24 protein-coding genes are annotated in these 22,917 nt (G+C 59.3%); 16 read left to right on the forward strand and 8 right to left on the reverse strand.

The annotated features are described in order from the left end of the window. Positions 1-216 precede the first annotated feature (216 nt). Genes sucD through sucC form a run of 3 tightly spaced genes read right to left on the reverse strand, consistent with a single transcriptional unit; the run spans position 217 to position 2,751 of the window. Positions 217-1,101: a succinate--CoA ligase subunit alpha gene (sucD, locus tag VWY75_RS02760; protein ID WP_008559701.1), complete on the reverse strand. Its 885-nt coding sequence runs from the start codon at positions 1,099-1,101 to the stop codon at positions 217-219. A 1-nt stretch (position 1,102) separates the two neighbouring features. After that, positions 1,103-1,552 carry a hypothetical protein gene (locus VWY75_RS02765; protein WP_416536447.1) on the reverse strand — a complete coding sequence of 150 codons (450 nt, stop codon included), beginning with the start codon at positions 1,550-1,552 and terminating at the stop codon, positions 1,103-1,105. 5 nt (positions 1,553-1,557) lie between these two features. Further along, positions 1,558-2,751 (reverse strand): ADP-forming succinate--CoA ligase subunit beta, encoded by a 1,194-nt coding sequence (gene sucC, locus VWY75_RS02770; protein WP_340544296.1) that lies wholly within the window; start codon positions 2,749-2,751, stop codon positions 1,558-1,560. Between the two features lie 356 nt (positions 2,752-3,107). Here sucC and VWY75_RS02775 point away from each other — a divergent pair, with 356 nt between their 5' ends. Continuing rightward, positions 3,108-3,650: an AAA family ATPase gene (locus VWY75_RS02775; RefSeq protein ID WP_416537189.1), complete on the forward strand. Its 543-nt coding sequence runs from the start codon at positions 3,108-3,110 to the stop codon at positions 3,648-3,650. 103 nt (positions 3,651-3,753) lie between these two features. Here VWY75_RS02775 and mdh read toward each other — a convergent pair whose 3' ends face one another. Further along, a complete protein-coding gene (gene mdh / locus VWY75_RS02780) occupies positions 3,754-4,716 on the reverse strand; it encodes a malate dehydrogenase (protein WP_416537190.1) in 963 nt (320 codons plus the stop codon). Positions 4,717-4,879: 163 nt separating this feature from the next. On the opposite strand from mdh, the gene VWY75_RS02785 reads away from it, so the two are divergent. Then, the gene (locus VWY75_RS02785; protein WP_340544299.1) at positions 4,880-5,635 is read left to right on the forward strand and encodes a sulfite exporter TauE/SafE family protein; all 756 of its coding nucleotides are present in this window, start codon (positions 4,880-4,882) and stop codon (positions 5,633-5,635) included. Positions 5,636-5,811: 176 nt separating this feature from the next. On the opposite strand, the gene VWY75_RS02790 is transcribed toward VWY75_RS02785, so the two are convergent. Further along, entirely contained in the window at positions 5,812-6,141 is a 330-nt protein-coding gene (locus VWY75_RS02790; RefSeq protein ID WP_416537191.1) for a hypothetical protein, read from the reverse strand. A gap of 383 nt (positions 6,142-6,524) precedes the next feature. Between VWY75_RS02790 and VWY75_RS02795 the strand changes: the two genes are divergently transcribed. The 13 genes from VWY75_RS02795 to VWY75_RS02855 all read left to right on the forward strand — a co-directional run bounded on the left by VWY75_RS02795 (position 6,525) and on the right by VWY75_RS02855 (position 18,002). Further along, positions 6,525-7,379, forward strand: coding sequence for an HpcH/HpaI aldolase/citrate lyase family protein (locus VWY75_RS02795; protein ID WP_340544302.1), 855 nt, complete (start codon positions 6,525-6,527; stop codon positions 7,377-7,379). A gap of 35 nt (positions 7,380-7,414) precedes the next feature. Continuing rightward, complete coding sequence (locus VWY75_RS02800; protein WP_416537192.1) at positions 7,415-7,963, forward strand: NnrU family protein; 549 nt, start codon at positions 7,415-7,417, stop codon at positions 7,961-7,963. A 6-nt stretch (positions 7,964-7,969) separates the two neighbouring features. After that, positions 7,970-8,173 (forward strand): DUF1737 domain-containing protein, encoded by a 204-nt coding sequence (locus tag VWY75_RS02805; protein ID WP_340544304.1) that lies wholly within the window; start codon positions 7,970-7,972, stop codon positions 8,171-8,173. Next, the gene (locus tag VWY75_RS02810) at positions 8,173-9,204 is read left to right on the forward strand and encodes a MaoC family dehydratase (protein ID WP_416536452.1); all 1,032 of its coding nucleotides are present in this window, start codon (positions 8,173-8,175) and stop codon (positions 9,202-9,204) included. Before VWY75_RS02805 ends, VWY75_RS02810 begins: the two co-directional genes overlap by 1 nt. Before the next feature lie 25 nt (positions 9,205-9,229). Beyond that, positions 9,230-9,862, forward strand: coding sequence for a histidine phosphatase family protein (locus VWY75_RS02815; protein WP_416537193.1), 633 nt, complete (start codon positions 9,230-9,232; stop codon positions 9,860-9,862). 32 nt (positions 9,863-9,894) lie between these two features. Next, positions 9,895-10,584 (forward strand): DUF1194 domain-containing protein, encoded by a 690-nt coding sequence (locus tag VWY75_RS02820; protein WP_416537194.1) that lies wholly within the window; start codon positions 9,895-9,897, stop codon positions 10,582-10,584. A gap of 192 nt (positions 10,585-10,776) precedes the next feature. Continuing rightward, on the forward strand, positions 10,777-11,160 hold the full coding sequence (gene sdhC, locus VWY75_RS02825; protein ID WP_416536455.1) for a succinate dehydrogenase, cytochrome b556 subunit: 384 nt from the start codon (positions 10,777-10,779) through the stop codon (positions 11,158-11,160). An 18-nt stretch (positions 11,161-11,178) separates the two neighbouring features. After that, a complete protein-coding gene (gene sdhD, locus VWY75_RS02830; RefSeq protein WP_340544311.1) occupies positions 11,179-11,550 on the forward strand; it encodes a succinate dehydrogenase, hydrophobic membrane anchor protein in 372 nt (123 codons plus the stop codon). A gap of 15 nt (positions 11,551-11,565) precedes the next feature. Further along, positions 11,566-13,371: a succinate dehydrogenase flavoprotein subunit gene (sdhA, locus tag VWY75_RS02835; RefSeq protein WP_416537195.1), complete on the forward strand. Its 1,806-nt coding sequence runs from the start codon at positions 11,566-11,568 to the stop codon at positions 13,369-13,371. 90 nt (positions 13,372-13,461) lie between these two features. Then, on the forward strand, positions 13,462-14,373 hold the full coding sequence (locus tag VWY75_RS02840) for a hypothetical protein (RefSeq protein WP_416537196.1): 912 nt from the start codon (positions 13,462-13,464) through the stop codon (positions 14,371-14,373). 150 nt (positions 14,374-14,523) lie between these two features. Further along, entirely contained in the window at positions 14,524-15,303 is a 780-nt protein-coding gene (locus tag VWY75_RS02845) for a succinate dehydrogenase iron-sulfur subunit (protein ID WP_340544315.1), read from the forward strand. A gap of 539 nt (positions 15,304-15,842) precedes the next feature. Then, a complete protein-coding gene (locus tag VWY75_RS02850; RefSeq protein WP_416537197.1) occupies positions 15,843-17,024 on the forward strand; it encodes a type III PLP-dependent enzyme in 1,182 nt (393 codons plus the stop codon). A gap of 102 nt (positions 17,025-17,126) precedes the next feature. After that, complete coding sequence (locus VWY75_RS02855; protein ID WP_416537198.1) at positions 17,127-18,002, forward strand: urea carboxylase-associated family protein; 876 nt, start codon at positions 17,127-17,129, stop codon at positions 18,000-18,002. 75 nt (positions 18,003-18,077) lie between these two features. Here the strand turns inward: VWY75_RS02855 and deoD are convergent, their stop codons facing one another. From deoD to VWY75_RS02870, 3 genes are all read right to left on the reverse strand, one after another. Then, complete coding sequence (deoD, locus tag VWY75_RS02860) at positions 18,078-18,782, reverse strand: purine-nucleoside phosphorylase (protein WP_340544319.1); 705 nt, start codon at positions 18,780-18,782, stop codon at positions 18,078-18,080. A 23-nt stretch (positions 18,783-18,805) separates the two neighbouring features. After that, complete coding sequence (locus tag VWY75_RS02865) at positions 18,806-19,123, reverse strand: H-NS histone family protein (RefSeq protein ID WP_340544320.1); 318 nt, start codon at positions 19,121-19,123, stop codon at positions 18,806-18,808. Between the two features lie 119 nt (positions 19,124-19,242). Further along, positions 19,243-21,210: a protein meaA gene (locus VWY75_RS02870; RefSeq protein WP_416537199.1), complete on the reverse strand. Its 1,968-nt coding sequence runs from the start codon at positions 21,208-21,210 to the stop codon at positions 19,243-19,245. 180 nt (positions 21,211-21,390) lie between these two features. Between VWY75_RS02870 and VWY75_RS02875 the strand changes: the two genes are divergently transcribed. Continuing rightward, a complete protein-coding gene (locus tag VWY75_RS02875) occupies positions 21,391-22,845 on the forward strand; it encodes a 1-acyl-sn-glycerol-3-phosphate acyltransferase (protein ID WP_416537200.1) in 1,455 nt (484 codons plus the stop codon). Positions 22,846-22,917 lie beyond the last annotated feature (72 nt).

Genomic DNA, 22,917 nt, shown 5'->3' on the forward strand with positions numbered 1-22,917 from the left:
ATGCGTTGCAGCCTGATCAGAAGGCGTTTCGGAAGAGTAAAACGCCCTCGGAATCCTGCAGCAGATAAGAACGGCCTCTGGAGGTAACAATCTTATCTGCAAAAGGATCCCTGAAACGGGAAGACGAGCGGCCCGGACAGCCGCTCGGTTCCCGGACAGACAGGGTGTGCCCGTCCGGGATTTGGTCCTTGATGCCATATGAGGCGGCCTTCGGCATTACTTGCCGATAGCTTTCAGAACGGCCTCGCCCAGGGTGGCCGGGCTGTCAGCCACAACGATACCAGCGGATTTCATCGCTTCGATCTTGTCCTCTGCGCCACCTTTGCCGCCTGCGACGATCGCGCCGGCATGGCCCATGCGACGGCCCGGAGGGGCGGTACGGCCTGCGATGAAGCCAGCGACCGGCTTCCAACGGCCTTTTTTCTTCTGCTCGGCGAGGAATTCTGCGGCTTCTTCTTCAGCGGAGCCACCGATCTCACCGATCATGATGATGGATTCGGTTTCCGGATCGTCCAGGAACATATCCAGCACGTCGATGTGCTCGGTGCCCTTGATCGGGTCGCCGCCGATGCCCACAGCGGTGGACTGGCCGAGACCGATATCGGCGGTCTGCTTAACAGCTTCATAGGTCAGGGTACCCGAGCGGGACACAACGCCGACCGAGCCACGCTTGTGGATGTGGCCGGGCATGATGCCGATCTTGCAGGCATCTGGAGTGATGACGCCGGGGCAGTTCGGGCCGATCAGACGCGATTTGCTGTCTTCCAGCGCGCGCTTCACCTTCATCATGTCCAGAACCGGGATGCCCTCGGTGATGCAGACAATCAGCTCCATTTCGGCGTCGATGGCCTCAAGGATGGAGTCAGCCGCGAAGGGCGGTGGCACGTAGATCACGGAGGCATTCGCCTCGGTCACGTGCTTGGCTTCGTGCACGGAGTTGAACACCGGCAGGTTCAGGTGGGTCTGGCCACCCTTGCCGGGGGTCACGCCGCCGACCATCTTGGTGCCATAGGCGATGGCCTGTTCGGAGTGGAATGTGCCCTGCGAGCCAGTGAAGCCCTGACAGATGACCTTGGTGTTTTCGTCGATGAGGACTGCCATTTTAGGAGTCTCCTGTAAATTCTGTGGGGGTTTGCCACACGAGCATCGAGCTACCTGTAGTATAGGGACTCGCGTTTCGACCGCCTTTGAGTGCTGGATTGAACTGGAATGAGATCTCGATGATTTCTTCTTTTTCGGTAGAAACCATGCAAAGCACCTCGACCGCCACGTCTCCGTGCTCCGACGAAAGTCGACTGTCTGGGAATGCATAATTCTCAATGCCGACAATAGTAGAAGTCCAGTAGTTCGAAGCTGTAATGGTGAGACTATTGATCCCTTCAAAACGTTTGCCCAACGCTTTCAAAGCTTCGGTCTGGCAAGCCTTATCGCGTTTCGACACCTTTGACTCAAAGTACTGATGCTGGCTCTCGAGAATGAGTTCTTGAGCCACGACAGGGGTTGCACCAACGAGAGCCAGCGCAGCGACCAGAAGGGATTTGAAGCCTTGCATCGGGTTTACCCCTTAACCGCTTTCACGATCTTCTCGGCGCCGTCGGACAGGTTGTCAGCTGCGATGACATCAAGACCGGAGTTGTTGATGATGTCTTTGCCGGCTTCCACGTTGGTGCCCTCGAGACGAACAACCAGCGGAACCTTCAGGCCGACCTCTTTCACCGCGGCAACCACGCCCTCCGCGATGACGTCGCAGCGCATGATACCGCCAAAGATGTTGACGAGGATGCCTTTGACGTTCGGGTCGGAGGTGATGATCTTGAACGCCTCGGTCACTTTCTCCTTGGTGGCGCCGCCGCCCACATCGAGGAAGTTCGCAGGCTCGGCACCGTAGAGTTTGATGATGTCCATGGTGGCCATCGCCAGACCCGCACCGTTCACCATGCAACCGATCTCACCGTCCAGAGCGATGTAGTTCAGATCGTATTTGGAGGCTTCCAACTCCTTGGGGTCTTCCTCGGTGGTGTCGCGCAGTTCGGAGATGTCAGCGTGGCGGTAAACCGCGTTGCCGTCGAAACCGACCTTGGCGTCCAGGACCTTCAGATCGCCGCTGTCGGAGACGATCAGCGGGTTGATCTCCAGCATTTCCATGTCTTTTTCGACAAATGCCTTGTAGAGCTGGCCCATCAGTTTGACGCATTGCTTGATCTGCTGGCCCTCAAGACCCAGCGAGAAGGCGATGCGGCGGCCGTGGAACGGCTGGTAGCCGGTTGCCGGATCAACGGAGAAGGACAGGATCTTCTCGGGTGTGGCTTCCGCCACTTCCTCGATGTCCATGCCGCCCTCGGTGGAGCAGACAAAGGAAATGCGCGAGGTCTGGCGGTCCACCAGCAGCGCGAGGTAAAGTTCGGTCTGAATGCCGGAGCCTGCCTCGATGTAGATGCGGTTCACCTGTTTGCCGGCCGGGCCGGTCTGGTGGGTCACAAGCGTGCGGCCCAGCATTTTTTTGGCTTCGTCAGCGGCTTCTTCGACCGATTTGGTCAGGCGCACGCCGCCTTTTTCGCCCGCGTCGGCTTCCTTGAAGGAGCCTTTGCCGCGGCCACCTGCGTGGATCTGAGCTTTAACCACCCAGAGCGGGCCGTCCAGCTCACCAGCTGCGGTTTTGGCATCTTCTGCCTTGAGCACCACACGCCCGTCCGAAACCGGCGCGCCGTAGCTGCGGAGGAGGGCCTTGGCCTGATATTCGTGGATGTTCATCTGAAACTGTCCCGTCTGGCTGCAATTGTCTTGTCTAATACGCCGTCATGGCGCCAATGTTTAAAGGGTTTTCTCACAGCTGGTAAAGAATTCCCGAAGATTTATCGAATTTGTGATCACAGTTTTCCGGCGTGTGATCACAAATTTACGGAATGTGAATGCAGTTGATTCGATGGGAGGGGTTTGGATCCTGACCGACCGTAAGATGCCCGGATGCGGCATTCGACCGCCCGGACGCCGCGCGTGTGGCACGAACTGGGCGTGTGGGTCGCCGTCTCAGCGGGGCACGGCAGAGATTTCCAACACCCGAGCGCTGAGGCAACGGGCAGTTTCTATGATGCAAAGGGGGGGGCTTCATGACCGAGGGGACAGCGCGGCATGTCATTCTTTCGGGATGTTCAGGGGGTGGAAAATCCACTCTACTGACCGAGTTGGGACGGCGCGGGTTTGCGACCGTGGCCGAGCCGGGGCGTCGGATCGTCGCCGAGGAACAGCTGGGGAGCGGCGCTGCGCTGCCATGGGTGAACATGGAAGCGTTTTCGCGACGGGCGATGGATCTTGCGCGCGAAGATCGCCGCGGCGTTTCTTCTACCCGGGGATGGGTGTTCTTTGACCGGGGGATGGTGGATGCGGCGGTCGCGTTGTCGCATGTCACCGGACGGCCTGTTGGCGATATTCTGGCCAAATCCGAACGCTACCACGATCTGGTGGTCCTAACGCCGCCCTGGGCGGAGATCTATTGCCAGGACGCCGAGCGGCAGCATGGTTTCGGACAGGCTGTTGAGGAGTATGACCGCCTGGTAATGGCTTATCGACGGCTCGGCTATCGTGTCGTTGTCCTGCCTAAAACGACTGTTGCGGCTCGAGCCGATATCGTGCTGCGCCTTCTTGGGATCTAACTGGGTACGGGAGGGGGCGGCTTCCTGCTGGAGGCCGTGCGGCAAGAAAAAGGCCCGCCAAGATGGCGGGCCTTCTAAAATGACGTGTTTCTTGCCGTCGAATTCAAGCCAATGAGCCGTCGATACCTTTGCAGGCTTCGACCAGGCCTTTGACTGCGTTGACTGAATTGTCGAACATTGCCTGCTCGTCTGCGGTCATCTTGATGTCGATGACGCGTTCGATACCTCCGGCACCAATCACCGTGGGCACGCCAACATACATGCCTTTGAGGCCCAGAGCACCATCAACATAAGCCGCGCAGGGCAGGACGCGCTTTTGATCCTTGAGGTAGGCTTCTGCCATTTCAATCGCCGAGGTGGCGGGCGCGTAGAAGGCCGACCCGGTTTTCAGAAGGCCGACAATCTCGGCGCCACCGTCACGGGTGCGCTGAACGATCGCGTCGAGTTTCTCCTGGCTGGTCCAACCCATTTTCACCAGGTCCGGCAGCGGAATGCCCGCGACGGTGGAGTAGCGTGTCAGCGGAACCATTGTGTCGCCATGTCCACCCAGCACAAAGGCGGTGACATCTCTCATGGAGACGTTGAATTCTTCGGCCAGGAAGTGACGGAAGCGGGCGCTGTCCAGAACACCGGCCATGCCGCAGACCTTTTCGTGGGGCAGGCCCGAGAACTCGCGCAGGGCCCAGACCATTGCGTCCAGCGGGTTGGTGATACAGATCACAAATGCGTTCGGCGCGTGGTCACGGATGCCTTCACCGACGGATTTCATAACTTTGAGGTTGATGCCCAGGAGGTCATCGCGGCTCATGCCGGGCTTGCGCGGGACACCGGCCGTGACGATGCAGACGTCGGCGCCTGCAATGTCCTCATAGGACTGGGTGCCCTTCATTTTGGCATCGAAGCCCTCCGAAGGACCGGATTCTGCGATGTCGAGCGCCTTGCCTTCAGGGGTGCCTTCGGCAATGTCGAACAGGACGACATCGCCGAGTTCTTTCAGTGCTGCGAGGTGGGCAAGTGTGCCGCCGATCTGGCCTGCGCCGATCAGGGCGATTTTGGGTCGAGCCATTGGAATATCTCTCCGGTCCGGTTGTGATTGCCGGGAGGACTAAGCCCTTCTGTGTCTTGGCGCAAGATCCCTGCGTGGCTACGGCTGATCTGCCGCAGACTGTTCATTTCGGACGGATCTGTTTAAAAAATCGACATATGAGGCACTTAGAGGGATTTCTCAGATGCCCGAGATCACGGTTATGTTTTTTCTGGTGGCGGTTCTGGCAGTTACCTTCGCGGGTGTTTCCAAGGCGGGCTTTGGTTCTGGTGCTGCCTTTGCCTCATCCTCGATTCTTGCTCTGATTGTGGAGCCTGGTGTAGCACTAGCCTTTATGTTGCCGTTGCTGATGCTGATTGATGTGGCATCACTCCGACCGTACTGGGGGCGCTGGCGGATGCGCGAGTCGCTTTTGCTGATTGTCGGCGGTTTGCCCGGTGTGCTGTTGGGGGCTGTCTTCTACCGATCTGTCGACGCAGATGCCATGCGGATCCTCATCGGTGTCATCTCGGTGGGGTTTGTGGCTTGGCAGCTGTCGGGGCATCTGCGGGCGCGATTGGCAGAGCCGCGTGAGAACGCTGATGTGACCGGGCTGTTGGCCGGACTGGTTGCGGGGTTCACCAGCTTTGTAAGCCATGCCGGCGGGCCGCCGGCGGCGGTCTATCTGCTGGGGCGCAAAATGACCAAGACGGAATATCAGGCCTCTACCGTATTGGTGTTTGGCGTTCTGAATATGGCGAAGTTCGTGCCCTATGCGATGCTTGGGTTGGTGACCCCGGCATCGTTGACACTTGATCTGATGTTGGCGCCCTTTGCCTTGCTGGGGGCCTGGATCGGGGTGCGGCTGCACCACCGGGTATCTGAGCCGCTATTTTTTGGACTGACCTATGTTTTATTGCTGGCCACGGGGACCAAGCTGATCTGGGATGGGTTGACCTAATGATCGACCCCGCCCCAAAGGTTTAAAATGCCGGAGCCAGAGAAATCCAGGTGTCTTTATCCGTGCCCGTAGTCCCGGTCAGCCAGATTGGCAGAGGGCCGTTTGCTGCTCCCCTCCGCCGCTAGACGAACCGACCAATTAGGCAGGTGGTCCTCTGTCTTCGGGTGGGCCGTCTGTCAGGCGTCACTGTCGACGGCCGGGAGCGCCTCAGCCAGGAACTCAAAGGATTGGCCCGAGGCAACAAGGCATGTCACCCCACCCGGCGTTGTGATCGTGATTGTCCAGCTGCCAGTGTCGGCCGAGGCGAATGTTTCCATCACGACACCACGTTGGCCAATCCCAATGCTTTGGCGGCTTTCACCGTAGCGCTCAGCCAGCCGTTTCACGACCTGATCGCGGGGCGCGCAGTTATTGCTGGTTTGTGCCGCCGCCGGCAGGGTCATAAGACCAAGTGCGGCCAGCGTGGCGCCTTTGAGAACTGCAACTTCAAACGTCTTCTTCAACATGGGTTTTACCCTTTCCGGAAGATCCGGCAGCGGGGCGGTCCCTCGGGTCGTGTGATCCGACCCGGGCGGGTCATGCATCGCGCCGGTATCGCGTCATCGTCTGCGCGGATCTGTTTGCCCGCTCCCGGAAGGGTCATGCCGTTTTGGTTCGGTCCTCATCCGGTCTGAAAAGTGTTGCAAATAGATGCTGACATCCCATTAACGCAGAGTTCTCCTTGATTTTTCTTTAAAATAATAAGTCGTTCCAAGTATTTAGGTTTTCACGGTGACTCGTTTCCAACCGGTGTGATGTCGGGAATTCTGCGCTGCGGCGTAATTTCACTTGAAAGCTTCCTTTCACTTAGGTACCCGTTTGCGCAACAAAATGTCTCAGGAGGTCGCTCATGGATCCGCGCACACGTCCCTATCGTTCGGTACTTTACATCCCCGGTTCCAAGCCTCGCGCGCTCGACAAAGCGCGCAGCCTGCCTGTGGATGCGATTATCTTTGACCTCGAGGATGCCGTTTCTGCCGATGAGAAGGAAAACGCCCGGGCGACGCTGGCGGCGGCACTGGACGAAGGGGGGTATGGCGGTCGGATGAAAATCGTTCGGATCAACGGTCTGGACAGCCGCTGGGGCGCCGCGGATGCAGAGGCGGCGGCCGAGATGGATTGCGATGCAATACTGCTGCCCAAGGTGTCCTCTGCCGCTGACTTGGATCAGCTGTCCAAGGTCACAGGCGATACGCCGCTCTGGGCAATGATGGAAACGCCTCGCGGCATGTTGAACGCAGCAGAAATCGCCGCACACCCGCTGCTTCAGGGCATGGTGATGGGCACAAACGATCTCGCCAAGGAGCTACAGGTCCGTTTCCGCGCGGATCGGCTGCCGTTGATGGCCGGGCTCGGTCAATGTCTGCTCGCGGCAAAGGCGGAAGGGGTCATTATTGTGGACGGGGTCTATAATGCCTTCAAGGATGGCGAGGGCCTTGCAGTGGAGTGTGCCCAGGGCCGCGACATGGGGTTTGACGGCAAGACGCTGATCCATCCGGCGCAGGTTGATGTGGCGAATACGGCCTTTGCTCCGTCAGAGGATGAGATTGACCTCGCCCGTCGTCAGATCGCGGCCTTCGATGCAGCCGAAGCAGAGGGGCAGGGGGTCGCGGTGGTCGATGGCAAGATCGTCGAAAACCTGCATGTCGCCACGGCCCGCGAAATTCTCGCAAAAGCGGATGCAATTGCGGCGTTTTCCGCCTAGGCGTTGGGTCAGTCATATTTCTTGGGGAGACTGACATGGCATTGTTGCTTCTAGGCATCCTGATCTGGTGGGGCGCGCATTTCTTCAAAAGGCTGGCGCCGGATGCGCGCGCCGCAATGGGGGGTCGTGGCAAGGTGATGATGGCGCTTGCGCTGCTTGCAAGCGTTGTTTTGATGGTGATCGGCTACCGCAGTGCCGAATCCTTCGATCTGGCGCTGCCGCCCCCGTTTCTTACCCATATCAACAACACTCTGGTGCTGCTTGGCCTCTACTTTACCAGTCCTGGCCCCAGCAAGGGGGCGCTGTTTTACAAGCTGCGTCACCCCATGCTGCTCGGCTTTGCGATGTGGGCCGTGGCGCATCTTCTGGTGAACTGGGATCCGGCCTCTTTTGTGCTCTTTGGCAGTATGCTCGTCTGGGCGCTGGCTGAAATGGTTGTGATCAACCGGTCCGAGCCGAACTGGACCCCGAACCCCAAAGGCAGCATCGCAAAAGATGGGATGTTCCTTGTCGCGTCGATCGTGCTGCTGGGGGTGATCGGCTATATCCACGGGCTGGTTGGCCCTTCGCCGTTTCCGGGGTGATCGCTGATGAAACTCTATCGTTTTCTGTCCGAGGACGACACCTCGGCCTTCTGCCACAAGGTGACCGATGCACTGAACAAAGGGTGGGAGCTTTATGGCAGTCCCACCCAGACCTTCGATCCGGTGAAGGGTATCATGCGCTGTGGTCAATCTGTGGTGAAAGAGGTGCCCGGCACCTATACCCCTGACACCAAATTGGGAGATCACTAATGGCCAAGACCAATCCGGGCCGGTTCTTTGAGGACTATGCCGTCGGCGACGTGCTGCATCATGCGGTGCCGCGGACGGTTTCAGGTGGGGAGCGCGCATTGTATCATGCGCTCTACCCGGCGCGACATGCGCTCTATTCCTCGGATGAATTTGCGCGCGGATGTGGTCTGGCTCAATCGCCGCTGGAGGATCTGGCGGCGTTTCACATGGTTTTTGGCAAAACCGTGCCGGATGTTTCGCTGAATGCGGTGGCGAACCTCGGTTATGCGGAGGGGCGCTGGCACCTGCCTGTTTACCCGGGCGACACCCTGCGCGCCGAGAGTGAGGTGATTGGGGTCAAGCAGAACTCAAACGGAAAGTCCGGCGTGGTCTACGTGCGGACGCGTGGCCTCAACCAACGTGATGACTGCGTGCTTGACTATGTTCGCTGGGTGATGGTGCGCAAAGGCGATCTGGACGTCCCTGCGCCGGAGACCTGCATTCCGGACCTGGCCCGGGTGATCTCTGCTGAGGAGCTGGTCATTCCTGCCGGGCTGGATTTTTCCAACTATGATTTCACGCTGGCAGGCGAGACGCATCGCTGGGGCGACTATGAGGTTGGCGAGCAGATAGACCATATTGACGGGGTCACTGTTGAAGAGGCTGAGCACATGCTGGCCACGCGCCTGTGGCAGAACACGGCCAAGGTGCATTTCGACACCACCGCGCGGCCTGATGGCTCACGATTGATTTATGGTGGTCATGTGATTTCCATGGCGCGGGCGCTGTCGTTCAACGGCCTTGCCAATGCACAGATGATCGTGGGGCTGAATGGAGGCGCCCACGCAAACCCCTGCACATCCGGCATGACCATTCGCGCCTGGTCGGAGGTTCTGGACAAGGCGGAAACCGCGGCTCCCGGGGTTGGGGCAATCCGGTTACGTCTGGTTGCGACGAGTGGCGGTGCTCCGTTCCAGCTGAAGGGGGATGACAACAAATATCGGCCCGAGGTCCTGCTGGATCTGGACTATTGGGCCCTGATGCCACGATGACCTACGCGGGATCAATGGGTGTGAAATGATCGAACTTGATCCCGCCACTGTTATTTACATCACGCATCCGCAGGTGGAGATAGACGCGGCTGTCGCCCCGCCTGATTGGGGGCTGTCCGCGATCGGCTCAGCGCGGGTGGCGCACCTGGCGCAGCGTCTGACGATATTGAAGCCGACAGGCAAGGCGGCGGTGATCGCCAGCGCCGAACGCAAAGCGGTCGAGACCGCCGCGCCGCTGGCCGCCGCGCTTGGGGCGCTGGTCAGCTGTCGACCGGACACGCATGAGAACGATCGCTCCAGCACAGGGTATCTTTTGCCTGACGCCTTTGAGGCGCAGGCTGATGCCTTCTTTGCGAAGCCGTCGCAGTCGGTACGCGGCTGGGAGAGAGCTATTGATGCGCAGGCGCGGATCCAGCGGGAGGTTCAGGCGGTGGAGCAGGATTACCCGGATTCAGCGCTAGTTTTCTGTGGTCATGGGGCGGTCGGCACACTGCTATACTGCGCCTTGAGGGGCGTGGCGATTGACCGGCGCTGGGATCAGTCCGCTGGTGGCGGCAATTGGTTCGCCTATGATCGGCACAGCCGCCAGGTGCTGGGTCACTGGGCGCCGATCGAGACCCTGTTTGCGGGACAGCGGGCGGGCTGCGAAAAACGATAGGGCAACCGCCCGGTTTTCGCTAAGCTTGGAATATGCGGATCCTTCGACTGTGCGTTTTTATGCTTGTGACACTGGCGCCGATGCAGGCGCGGGCGTGCGATCTCGCCTTGGTTCTGGCGGTTGACGTCTCCGGCAGCGTCGATGTCGAGGAATACCGCACGCAGATGGAGGGATTGGCTGCGGCGCTGCGCGATGGGATCGTCGCCGAGGCTCTGGTGCGGGCACAGGCGCGGATAGCGCTAATTCAATGGTCGGGCAGCGGGCGCCAGGACCTGACGCTCAGCTGGCGCAGCGTCACAGATTTCCCGGCGGTCGACCGGCTGGCTGCGGAGATTGCCAGTGCTCCGCGCCCCTGGCGCAACTACGCAACCGGCATCGGTGAGGCACTGCAGCTGGCGTTGGAGCAGTTCCAGCTGGTGCCGAGCTGTCGCCGCCGGGTGATCGATGTTTCTGGTGACGGGCCGTCGAATGAGGGGATCGAGCCGACGGCGATGCGCGGTGCTCTCAGCGCGGCAGGGGTGACTGTCAATGCGCTTGCAATTGAGGAGAGCGAGCCGGATCTGACGGCGTATTTCTTTGAACAGCTCATTCACGGACCCGGCGCCTTTGTTCAGACTGCGGCCAGATTCGACGACTATCCAGATGCGATCCGCAAAAAACTGTTGCGGGAAGTGGCGCAGCAAAATGCAGATTTGGGCAGCTTTGTCCCGTCAGTCCATTAAATTCGCGAACACCATGTGATTCTGTAAGGATTCACCTATATGCTGTTTTGTGATCACTTACCGGAACCGTGTGATCACATATTGTTGTTTTCGTAGCATTCCCAAAAATAACTGCGCATTTTTACCGCTCGTTTGCGTGACAGGACGCAAAAAACCGCTAAAACGTCGTCAGCTAACCGGAAAGGAGCCAACATGGCCGATGTAAATCGGGGCAACCGCCCGCTTTCGCCACATTTGCAGGTCTACCGCCCGCAGATCACTTCGATCACCTCGATCCTGACGCGGATTACGGGCAATGCCTTGCTTGTGAGCGCGCTATTGATCGCCTGGTGGTTTCTGGCGGCGGCAACTTCTGAAGATTATTTCCGCACCGCAAATGCGGTGATGACCAGCTGGCTCGGCGACATCGTGATGAGCCTGTCGGTGCTGGGCCTCTGGTACCACACGCTGGCCGGTGTGCGTCACCTGATTTGGGACAACGGCAAGATGTTGGATCTGGAACCCGCGCAGAAACTGGGCTGGGCCGTCATTATCGGATCGGTTGTTCTGACCGTCCTCACCCTTGTTATCGTCTGAGCTGAAGGAGTTGTCGCAATGCGCTATTTGACAGATCGCAAGCGTGCCGTTGGCATGGGTGCAGCAAAATCCGGTACAGCACATCACTGGTCGATGCAGGTCAGCTCCATTGGATTGCTGATCCTGGTTCCGCTGTTTGTCTTCACCTTTGGCTCCGCGCTGGGGGGATCCTACGAAGAGATCACAGCCTATTACGCGCGCCCGTTCCCGGCGCTGGTTGCTCTGCTGACCATCTGGGTGGGCATGATGCACTTCAAATCCGGCGCGCAGATTATGATCGAAGACTATGTTCACGGTTTTGCAGGTCGTCTGACGATTATTCTGATCACCTGCCTGTCCTATGCCGTGGCCGCTGTCAGCGCCTATGCGCTGATCCGCCTGGCCCTGTAAACTCCGAGGTTCTCAATGGCTGCTTACGAATACGAAACACATGATTATGACGTGGTCGTGGTTGGCGCCGGTGGTGCTGGCCTCCGTGCGACCCTCGGCATGGCAGAACAGGGCCTGCGCACAGCCTGTGTGACCAAGGTGTTCCCGACCCGCTCCCACACCGTCGCGGCGCAGGGCGGCATCGCGGCATCGCTGTCAAATATGGGGCCTGATCACTGGCAGTGGCATATGTATGACACCGTCAAGGGGTCTGACTGGCTGGGTGACACCGACGCGATGGAATATCTGGCCCGTGAAGCGCCCAAGGCGGTTTATGAGCTGGAGCATTACGGCGTGCCGTTCTCGCGTACCGAGGAAGGCAAGATCTACCAGCGTCCCTTTGGCGGTCACACCACAGAGTTCGGCGAGGGTCCCGCCGTGCAGCGGACCTGCGCCGCTGCGGACCGGACCGGCCACGCCATTCTGCACACACTCTATGGTCAGTCGCTGAAGAACAATGCTGAGTTCTATGTCGAGTATTTCGCCATCGACCTGATCATGTCCGAGGACGGGCAGTGTCAGGGCGTTGTCTGCTGGAAGCTGGACGACGGCACCATGCATGTTTTCAACGCCAAGATGGTTGTGCTGGCGACCGGCGGTTACGGCCGGGCGTACTTCTCTGCCACCTCGGCGCATACCTGCACCGGCGACGGCGGCGGCATGGTGGCGCGCGCAGGCCTGGCGCTGCAGGACATGGAGTTCGTGCAGTTCCACCCGACCGGCATCTACGGCTCCGGCTGTCTGATCACCGAGGGCGCGCGTGGCGAGGGTGGCTATCTTACCAACTCCGAAGGCGAGCGGTTCATGGAGCGCTATGCGCCCCAGTATAAGGACCTCGCGCCGCGTGACTATGTTTCGCGTTCGATGACCATGGAAATCCGCGAAGGTCGCGGTGTTGGCGAGCATGGCGACCACATTCACCTGAACCTCAGCCACCTGCCGGCCGAGGCGCTCGCTGAGCGGCTGCCGGGCATTTCCGAAAGCGCCAAGATCTTTGCCGGTGTTGACGTGACCAAGGAACCGATCCCGGTTCTGCCCACGGTGCACTACAACATGGGCGGTATCCCGACCAACTATTGGGGCGAGGTGCTGAACCCGACCGCAAGTAACCCGACCGCCGTTGTGCCGGGCCTCATGGCTGTGGGCGAGGCGGGCTGCGCCTCGGTGCATGGTGCCAACCGTTTGGGGTCGAACTCGCTGATCGACCTCGTGGTCTTTGGTCGCGCCGCAGCGATCCGTGCGGGCAAGGTTGTCGATGCGGATGCCCCGAACCCGGTTCTGAACCAGGCACAGGTCGACAAGGCCTTTGATCGGTTTGATGGTCTGCGCCACGCGAAGGGCGGTATTCCAACCGCTGATCTGCGTCTTGAGATGCAGCGCACCATGCAAAGCGACGCTGCCGTGTTCCGCACCTCGGAGACCATGTCCGAAGGCGTAACCAAGATGACAGCGATCGCTGCCAAGCTTGATGATCTGGCTGTGACCGATCGGTCTCTGGTGTGGAACTCGGACCTGATGGAAACGCTGGAGCTGACCAACCTGATGCCAAACGCGCTGGCCACTATCGTTGGCGCCGAGGCGCGCAAGGAAAGCCGTGGCGCCCACGCGCATGAGGATTTCACCAACCGAGACGACGAAAACTGGCGGGTTCATACCGTCAGCCGCGTCGATGGCAACAAGGTGGATCTGTCCTATCGCCCGGTGATCGTCGAGCCGCTCACCACTGAGGCCGAAGGTGGCATCAGTGAGGCGAAGATCGCGCCCAAAGCACGGACCTTCTAAGAGCGTGATGCAGTCAGCCCCAGCATATCAGATTGCAACATTTCCCCGCATACGCGGGGGAGTGGCGACATCTGTGCAGGTGGTCGCGTGATGGCGACAGGTCGGACATCATCGGTGACGCCGGTTGCAGGCGTTGTTGGCAATGCGGGCTGTTGGCCAGAACTCGGCTGGCGGCCCGATGCTGCGCTGCGGATGTTCGGGATGCGTCGTTCCGGCAATCATGCGGTTGCCAATTGGTTGCAGCGCAATGCGCCGCACGGACAGGCGTTGTTCTTCAACAATTGCAAATCGGGCCGGGGGCCGCTGGCGCATCATCAGGGAGTGGAGCGCAACGCTGTGCAGCTGGCGCGCCATGATACGCGCGATCTGGCAGGGTTGGGGGCAACGCTGGGGGCCGGTGGCCTTTTGCTCATCTCATATGAGGATACGGTGCCGTCGGACTTCGGTCTGGAACGGCCAGTTTCCGGTGATCTGGACGAGACTCTTCTGAGCGGTGATATCCTGTTGCTGCGTGGGTTTCTGAACTGGTCGGCCTCGCTTTTGAAGAAGCTACAACGGAACCCGGATTTCACGGTAGCGCATCGTAGCGCTTCGGTGCTGCGGGCGATCGACAGCTACCGCAAGATGCTGGAGTTGGTCGCGCAGGCGGATGATCTCGCTCTGACCGTGATTGACTATGATGTCTGGATACATGACGCGGAATACCGCTCCGCTCTGCTGGATCGATTGGGGCTGCCCTGCGTTGACAATACCCTTGGCAAGGTTCAGCGCTATGGTGGTGGTTCGTCCTTTGATACGCCAGAGGCTGGCGCCGATTTTGATTTGCGGACGGATCAGCGCTGGCAGCGCATGTCCGGTGACGCTGAGTATCAGGCGATCCTGCATATCGCAGCGCGTGACCCGGCACTGCTTGCCGCGCTGAGCCGACACTACCCTGACGATGCCAAAAGGCTTGCGGCGCTTGCAGATCAGACGCCGATAGCGGCGGGAGGGCTGCGCTGATGCTGCCCTGCGCCTACCAGATTGCGACCGACCGGGTCGCTACACCGACAGATCTTCGTTCCGGCCCTGCCGGAGCGCGGACACCGATCTCCTGCCAGCGCAGCGCTTTGTGCCTGTGGCTGGCGGGCAGCTAAGCAAGGAGAACGATCTATGGTCGAATTCGCACTTCCGAAAAATTCCAAGATCACCACGGGTAAAACCTGGCCCAAGCCCGAAGGCGCAACCAATGTGCGCAAATTCAGCATCTACCGCTGGAATCCGGATGACGGCAAAAACCCGCAGGTGGATACCTATTTTGTCGATATGGACAAATGCGGTCCGATGGTTCTGGACGCGCTCATCAAGATCAAGAATGAGATCGATCCGACCCTGACATTCCGCCGGTCCTGCCGCGAGGGGATCTGCGGCTCCTGTGCGATGAACATCGATGGGATCAACACCCTGGCCTGTATCTACGGCCTCGATGAGATCAAGGGCGACGTAAAGATCTACCCGCTGCCGCATATGCCGGTGGTGAAGGATCTGATCCCTGATCTGACCCATTTCTACGCCCAGCATGCCTCGATCATGCCATGGCTGGAAACCAAGACCAACCGCCCCGCGAAAGAGTGGAAGCAGTCCATTGAGGATCGCAAGAAGCTGGACGGGCTGTATGAATGCGTCATGTGCGCCAGCTGCTCGACATCCTGCCCGAGCTACTGGTGGAACGGGGATCGTTACCTTGGGCCGGCCGCGCTGCTGCACGCCTACCGCTGGATCATCGACAGCCGCGATGAGGCAACCCCTGAGCGTCTGGATGAGCTGGAGGATCCGTTTAAGCTCTATCGCTGCCACACCATCATGAACTGTGCGAAGACCTGCCCGAAGGGATTGAACCCGGCCAAGGCAATTTCGCATATCAAGCAGATGATGGTTGAACGCGCGGTTTAAGCCCTGCCAAGCTTTGATTAGGGAGAACGCCGCTCACCTGCTGTGGGCGGCGTTCTGCGTTGTCGAGCAGCCACTGCGCCCCGAAGTTGCGGCTGACAGTGGGGATCGGTAAACAGGCGATATGCCAGTGTTGATCCTCTTTCTGTTGCTCGGTGTCCTTGGATATTTCCTTTGGCGCCACAATACATCCACCCTCAGCCGGGATTGTCGCTGGCGTCAGGAAAAGTCGGCGAGCCAGTGGCGCTGTGCATCCTGTGGTGCCGTCCAACCAGGAGACGGTGCGCCGCGTGCATGCCTCAGACCCCGAAACACCGGGTAAGTGTTGCAATAGGTGCATGGCTGAAATCTGATCAAATTCCCCATGAAAATAAGGGCTTCAGTGGCCCAGAAAACTCTTGATCGACTCGTGTGTTTGGTAGATATGGCGGACAGACGCCAACGCACGCGCCTCTGTCCCAAGGGTTATCCCCCATGGTTACGTAGCGACGGTAACGTCTCTGATTGAAGTGAGCGGTCATAGATGGCCGGGTCTTTTGGAGATGACCATGAACGCAAACGTAACCGGGCAACTTGCCCGTCAAGATGCTATTGTCCCCGTTTCTCGCCACCTGTCCTATATCGCACAGACCGCGTTTGACCGCCCGACACTGGTGATTGACAGCCAAGCTGTTGCCCGGCAATACGCCGCCCTGGCCCAAGGCCTTGGGCGTGCCCGAATCCACTATGCGGTAAAAGCCAATCCAGAAGCGCAGATTCTGCGTCGGCTCACCACTATGGGGGCAAATTTCGATGCGGCCAGCCGCGCCGAGATTGAAATGTGTCTGGCTGCTGGCGCAAGGCCTGGCCAGATTTCCTTCGGCAACACCATCAAACGGCCGAGCGATATCGCCTTTGCTCATGAGATCGGGATCACCCATTTCGCGGTTGATGCCTTGGCCGAGCTGGACAAGCTGGCCGCCCATGCGCCTGGTGCCCATGTCTGCATCCGCCTGCTGGTCGAAGCCACCGGGGCGGATTGGCCGCTCAGCCGCAAGTTCGGCTGCTCCAGTGCGATGGCGCTTAGCCTGATGGACCGCGCCCGCGAGCTTGGGTTGATTGTCTCCGGCGTATCCTTCCACGTTGGCTCGCAAACCCGCGAGCCGCAGATGTGGGCTGGTACGCTTGATCAGGTTGCCCAGGTTTGGCAGGCCGCAAAATCCGCCGGTCATGAGCTGACCCTGCTGAACATCGGTGGCGGTTTCCCGGCGAGCTACGGCACCGAGGTGATGGCCCCTAATCGCTATGCGCAGGAGGTCATGGCGCTCGTGGAGGCACGTTTCCCCGACGCAACCGAGATCATGGCGGAACCCGGTCGTGGCCTGGTGGCTGAGGCAGGCGCGATCGCGGCCGAAGTGTTGCTGGTCTCGCGCAAGGATGCGCACGATCTGCACCGCTGGGTCTATCTGGATATCGGCAAATTTTCAGGCCTGGCGGAAACCATGGACGAGGCTATCCGCTACCGGATCACCACCGATCATGGGGATGAGCAGACCGGCCCCTGCATTCTGGCGGGCCCGTCCTGTGACAGTGCTGATGTGCTCTATGAAAAGCAGCTCTACCAGCTGCCGCTTGATCTGAAAGCAGGGGATCGCGTTGTGATCCATTCCTGTGGAGCCTATACGACGACCTACGCCTCCGTTGGCTTCAACGGCTTTCCACCGCTCGATGTGGTGGTGATCTGATCTCGGATCTTTGATCAGCAGGGCCTGAGCACCCTGCAATGTCGGCTTGTTTCCGGCGGCTGCATTGGATTTCATGGCGCAAACAACAGAGAGGTTTGCGCCATGTCCGCTACTGATTTTCCCAGCACCGAGGCACAGCCTCCCGAAGATGCAGAGCAAAGGCGTGCCGTGGCGCCAGTCATCTGCTACCCGAACGAGACATTGCCCAAGCCGGATCTGTCGCGATATCGGACTGCTCGTGAGACGGCGCAGAAAACCGCCGAAGTATTGGTCTCGCCGCGGGAGGCGGCCTGTTTCAGCGTCTCTGCTGGAAGCTTCTTTCGTATCACCTCGGTCGAGGGGCCGCAGGTCGGGGACCTAAATCTCTGGAACAGTGCTGATCTGACCGAGCGCTTTTTCTCCGGCAAAACGCGTGCGCTGCATGGAACTCATGTAACCACGGGGGAGAGGCTGTGGAGCAGCCTGCCGCATCTGCGTCCGATGGCGACCATTGTTGCGGATAGCCTGGGCTGGTACGGGATCGACGGCTATGGCGGCTCGGTTCATGACGTGATCGGCACCCGCTGCGACCCCTACACCGGTAATCTGCTGTCTGGCGGTCACTATCATCATTGCTGCCATTCCAACCTGACCCGGGCGCTGGCAGATCATCTGGATATGCCACTGGACGCAGCCGAGCCGCATATTCACGATGTCCTGAACGTATTCATGTGTACCGGATTTACTCGTGACACCGGGCAGTACTTCATGAAAGCGAGCCCAGTGCGCCCAGGCGACTATCTTGAGTTTTTTGCGGAAATTGACCTCTTGGGCGCATTGAGCGCCTGTCCGGGAGGCGATTGTGGTGACGAACACACCAGTGACACCGCGTCCTGTCATCCGTTGTTGATTGAGGTCTTCACCCCCGAAAGCGGTGCATTGGGAGATTGGCGGCCACCTGCGCGCAACGGGTATGACCGTAGTCACGGGCGCAGTTGAGCCTGTCTGCTGGCAGAACGAAAAAGGCAGCGCGATCGGCGCTGCCTTTTCTATGGGTCTTTGCGATTTCTCAGTTCAGGCAAAGGCCGCTTCGAGAGCGATTTCCACCATGTCGCCGAAACTCCGCTCACGCTGATCGGACGGCAGCGCCTCGCCTGTCCCGAGGTGATCGGATACCGTCAGCACCGCCAGCGCGCGGCGTCCGTAGCGGGCCGCCAGGGTATAAAGCTCGGCTGCCTCCATCTCGACGCCCAGAATGCCATGACGCACCATCTGCTCGTTCAGGTCCGGTCGCTCGTCATAGAAAACATCGGATGAGTAGATGCCACCGATATGCGGCGTGAGCTTATGCGCCTCTGCGGCCTTCGCGGCAGCCTGAAGCAGGGACCAGTCGGCACAGGGGGCGAAATTGACCTCTTTGAAAATCCCACGCGAAGGGGAGCTGACAGTGGTTGCCGTCATGGCGAGGATCACGTCACGGATTTTCACCTTGTCCTGCATTCCGCCACAGGACCCAATGCGGATCAAGGTTTTGGCGTCGTAGTCACGGATCAGCTCATTCACATAAATAGACAGGGAAGGCATGCCCATTCCGCTGCCTTGAATGGTGACCGGATGCCCATTCCAGGTGCCGGTGAAGCCCAGCATTCCGCGCACTTCATTCACGAGGCGGGCATCTTTCAAAAATGTTTCGGCGGCCCATTTCGCGCGATAGGGATCGCCGGGCAGCAATACCGTTTCGGCAATCTCGCCCTTGGCGGCTCCGATATGAACAGTCATACTTTGTCCTCAACTTCTGGAAATCAGATTTCCAGATCGGAAATATCAACGCCCGATGTCAGCGCTGCATGGACCCAATGAGGTTTGCGACCGCGACCGGTCCAGGTTTCTTCCGGGTTCTGCGGGTTGCGGTATTTCGGAGCTGCCTTGGTTTTCTTGGCAGTGCCCCGGTTGTTGCCTGCAATCTCGTCAAGCGAGAAACCATATTTTGCGGCAGCTTCTTCAGCGGCTTTCAATGCTTCGATGCGCTCGCGCTGCTCGGCTTCTTTCAGTGCCTTTTCGACATTCGCCTGCAATTCCAAAAGCTCTTTTCGTGACATCGTTGTGAGGTCAACGGCCATTTTCTTCTCCATAAATGAATGCGCGTCGTGATGCTACGAGGCGCATTCATTTATGACCTTATTCCCAAGGTGATTTCACCAAGAAAATTGTGTCGATTAAATTGATTTGCGAAAATCCGCTAATGTGAAGTCGTTTGCGGTTGTTTTGCAAGTTCAACAATATCACCCATGATTGCGTTGAGTTCGAAATCCTTGGGGGTATAAACACGGGCCACACCCATCTTTTTAAGGCGGGCAGCGTCGTCGTCGGGAATGATTCCACCAACGACAACCGGAATATGCGACAGGCCCGCGTCATTCATCCGACCCATCAGCTCCTCAATCAGGGGCAGATGGCTGCCGGAGAGGATGGACATGCCGACCACATGGGCATCGTCCGCCAGTGCCGATGCTACCAGTTCTTCGGGTGTCATGCGGATCCCATCGTAGGTGATATCCATACCGCAGTCGCGTGCGCGAAAGGCGATTTGTTCGGCGCCGTTGGAGTGGCCGTCTAGGCCGGGCTTGCCGACGAGGAATTTCAGGCGGCGTCCCAGTTGGTCGCTTACGGCATTGACCTTTTCGCGCAGCTCATCCAGCCCCTCTGTCTTGTTGGAGGCGGACCCGGACACGCCGGTCGGGCCGCGATATGTGCCGTAGACCTTGCGCATTTCCTCGGCCCATTCGCCGGTGGTGACGCCGACCTTGGCCGCGGCAATCGACGGCTCCATGACATTGGCGCCGCTTTGCGCTGCTGCGCGCAGCGCGGCCAGGGCCGATTGCACAGCGTCATTGTCACGCTCGCCGCGCCAGTGGTTCAGGCGGCTGATCTGCTCCTGCTCCACCGCGGGGTCGACCACCATAATGCCGCCGTCCTCGGTCTGCAGCGGCGATGGCTCGCCCTCGGTCCATTTGTTGACGCCCACCACGATCGTCTCGTTCTTCTCGATCCGGTTCAGCCGGTCGGCATTGGATTCGACAAGTCGGCCCTTCATGTATTCGATCGAGGCGACAGCGCCGCCCATGGATTCGAGGTTGGCCAGCTCGGCGCGAGCGCCTGCCTTCAGTTCCTCGACCTTGGTATCGACCGCCGGGTTGCCGTCGAACAGGTCGCCGTATTCCAGCAGGTCGGTCTCATAGGCCAGGATCTGCTGCATCCGCATCGACCATTGCTGATCCCAGGGGCGGGGCAGGCCAAGCGCTTCGTTCCAGGCGGGCAGCTGCACCGCGCGGGCGCGGGCTTTCTTGGAGAGCGTCACTGCCAGCATCTCGATCAGGATGCGGTAGACGTTGTTTTCCGGCTGCTGTTCGGTCAGGCCGAGCGAGTTCACCTGCACGCCATAGCGGAAGCGGCGGAACTTGGGGTCCTCGACGCCATAGCGGTCGCGGCAGATCTCGTCCCACAGATCGACAAAGGCGCGCATCTTGCACATCTCGGTCACGAACCGGATGCCCGCGTTCACAAAGAAGGAGATGCGTCCGACCATGGCCGGGAAATCCTCCGGCGCGATGCGCGGTTTCAGCTCGTCCAGCACCGCCTGCGCGGTCGCCAGGGCAAAGGCCAGCTCCTGCTCCGGTGTCGCGCCGGCCTCCTGCAAGTGATAAGAACACACGTTCATGGGGTTCCACTTGGGCACGTTGGTGTAGCAGTACTCCGCCACATCCGCGATCATCTTGAGGCTGGGCTTGGGCGGGCAGACATAGGTGCCGCGGCTGAGGTATTCCTTGATCAAGTCGTTTTGCACCGTGCCCTGCAGCTTGGACACATCCGCGCCCTGTTCCTCTGCCACCGCTATATAGAGCGCCAGCAGCCAGGGAGCCGTGGCGTTGATGGTCATCGAGGTGTTCATCTGCTCCAGCGGGATCTCATTGAACAGGGTCCGCATGTCACCCAGATGGCAAATGGGTACTCCGACTTTGCCCACTTCGCCGCGGGCCAGCACGTGGTCGCTGTCATAGCCAGTCTGGGTCGGCAGGTCGAAGGCGACCGAGAGGCCGGTCTGCCCCTTGGCCAGGTTGGCGCGGTACAGCGCGTTGGATGCCGATGCCGTGGAATGGCCGGCATAGGTGCGGATCAGCCAGGGGCGGTCTTTTTGCATCTGCGGCATGTCGGGCCTCGCGAGTCAGTGTTGCGGTAATTTTATTTCGTCAAGCTGATGTAGACTGCAATTTTAAACCCATGTCAATTCGCTGCGTTGCGGCATTTCATGCCAGCTGCTAAATATGGGTGCCTCTGCCGATCCGGCAAAGTGCTTGTAATGACAGCAAGCATGGGGAAGGGTCTCAGGATGACGCAGACCGTGGAACTCCCGCTTTGGCTTTTTGTGCTTATCGTGCTGTTTGCCGCGATCACCTTTGCCTCGCATTTCCTGTTTCCGTCGGTGCGGTGGTTCTTCCGTCGTCGTTTGGAGCGGGCTGTGGCGCGGTTGAACCGCCGCCTGGAACGACCAATTCAACCGTTCAAACTGGCACGCCGTTACGACATGATACAGCGGCTGATCTATGACCCGCAGGTGGCCCAGGCGATTGCAGACCATGCACGTGCGCAGGGCATTCCCGAAAACGTCGCCTTCGAGGAGGCCCGGCGTTATGCCCGCGAGATCGTCCCGTCGTTTTCCGCAGTTGCCTATTTCAGCATCGCGATCCGTCTCGCACGGTTTTTGTCCAATGCGATCTATCGTGTTCGCCTCGGTCATCTGGATGAAGCTGCAGTGAAGGCAATAGACCCGGAGGCGACGGTGGTTTTTGTCATGAATCATCGCTCGAACATGGATTATGTCCTGATCACCTATCTGGTGGCGGACCGGTCGGCCTTGTCCTATGCGGTGGGTGAATGGGCGCGGGTATGGCCGTTGTCGCGATTGATCCGGGCCATGGGTGCCTATTTTATCCGCCGTAAGTCACGCAATGACCTCTATCGTCGCGTTCTGGCGACCTATGTGAGGCTGGCGACGCAGGGCGGGGTGACCCAGGCGATTTTTCCCGAAGGCGGGTTGAGCCTAGATGGCGCTTTGGCACAGCCGAAGGTGGGGCTACTGAAATACATCGTTGACGGTCAGGCGGCACAGGGCGAGGGCGGGCGTGATGTGGTGTTTGTGCCTGTTGCGCTGAACTACGACCGCGTGCTGGAAGACAAGATCCTGACATCGGCTGCGAAATCCGGTGATCGACGATTCCGCGCACGCATCCATGTGGTGGCGGTTCGTATGCTGCGTCAGCTGTGGCTATGGGCGACGAGGCGCTACCAGCGATCCGGCTATGCGGCAGTCAGTTTTGGGCGCCCTCTCAGCCTGCGCGACTTTGTTCTTTGCAGCGGGAGAGAGGACACGCCGACGAGTCTTGCGCAGGAGCTGATGGGTCGTATCGGCGAATGTGTTCCGGTATTGCCGGTGGCCTTGGTCGCCGCCACTGTGGAGTACCTCCCAAAGGGTCAACAGCCGCTCAGCCGTACGGATATTGAAGCTGGGATGGACGCGCTGCTGTCGCGATTGCCCTATGCTTATATCCATACATCGCGCAACGACCGCGGTTCCGCCGCCGAGTTGGGGCTACGTCAACTGACGATGAGAGGCATCCTGCGACAGACAGCGGGCGGCTACGAGGTGGTGGCCGACCAACACGATCTGCTTGTCTACTACGCAAATTCAATCCGTCATCTGATCCCGGAGCCTGACACTGACGGGCCAAAAGAGGCTGGTATTGCTGCAGGTGCAAAAGATTATTCTGCATCCGCTGGGTCATAAAATTACCCAAATCAAATAAATGATGTTGCATTGTTGCTTGGCGGATCTTATTCCCTAGGTAGCAGCTGCGAT

It is taken from the genome of Phaeobacter sp. JH20_08 (assembly GCF_048056635.1).
In the GTDB taxonomy this organism is placed as follows: Bacteria; Pseudomonadota; Alphaproteobacteria; order Rhodobacterales; family Rhodobacteraceae; genus Phaeobacter; species Phaeobacter bryozoorum.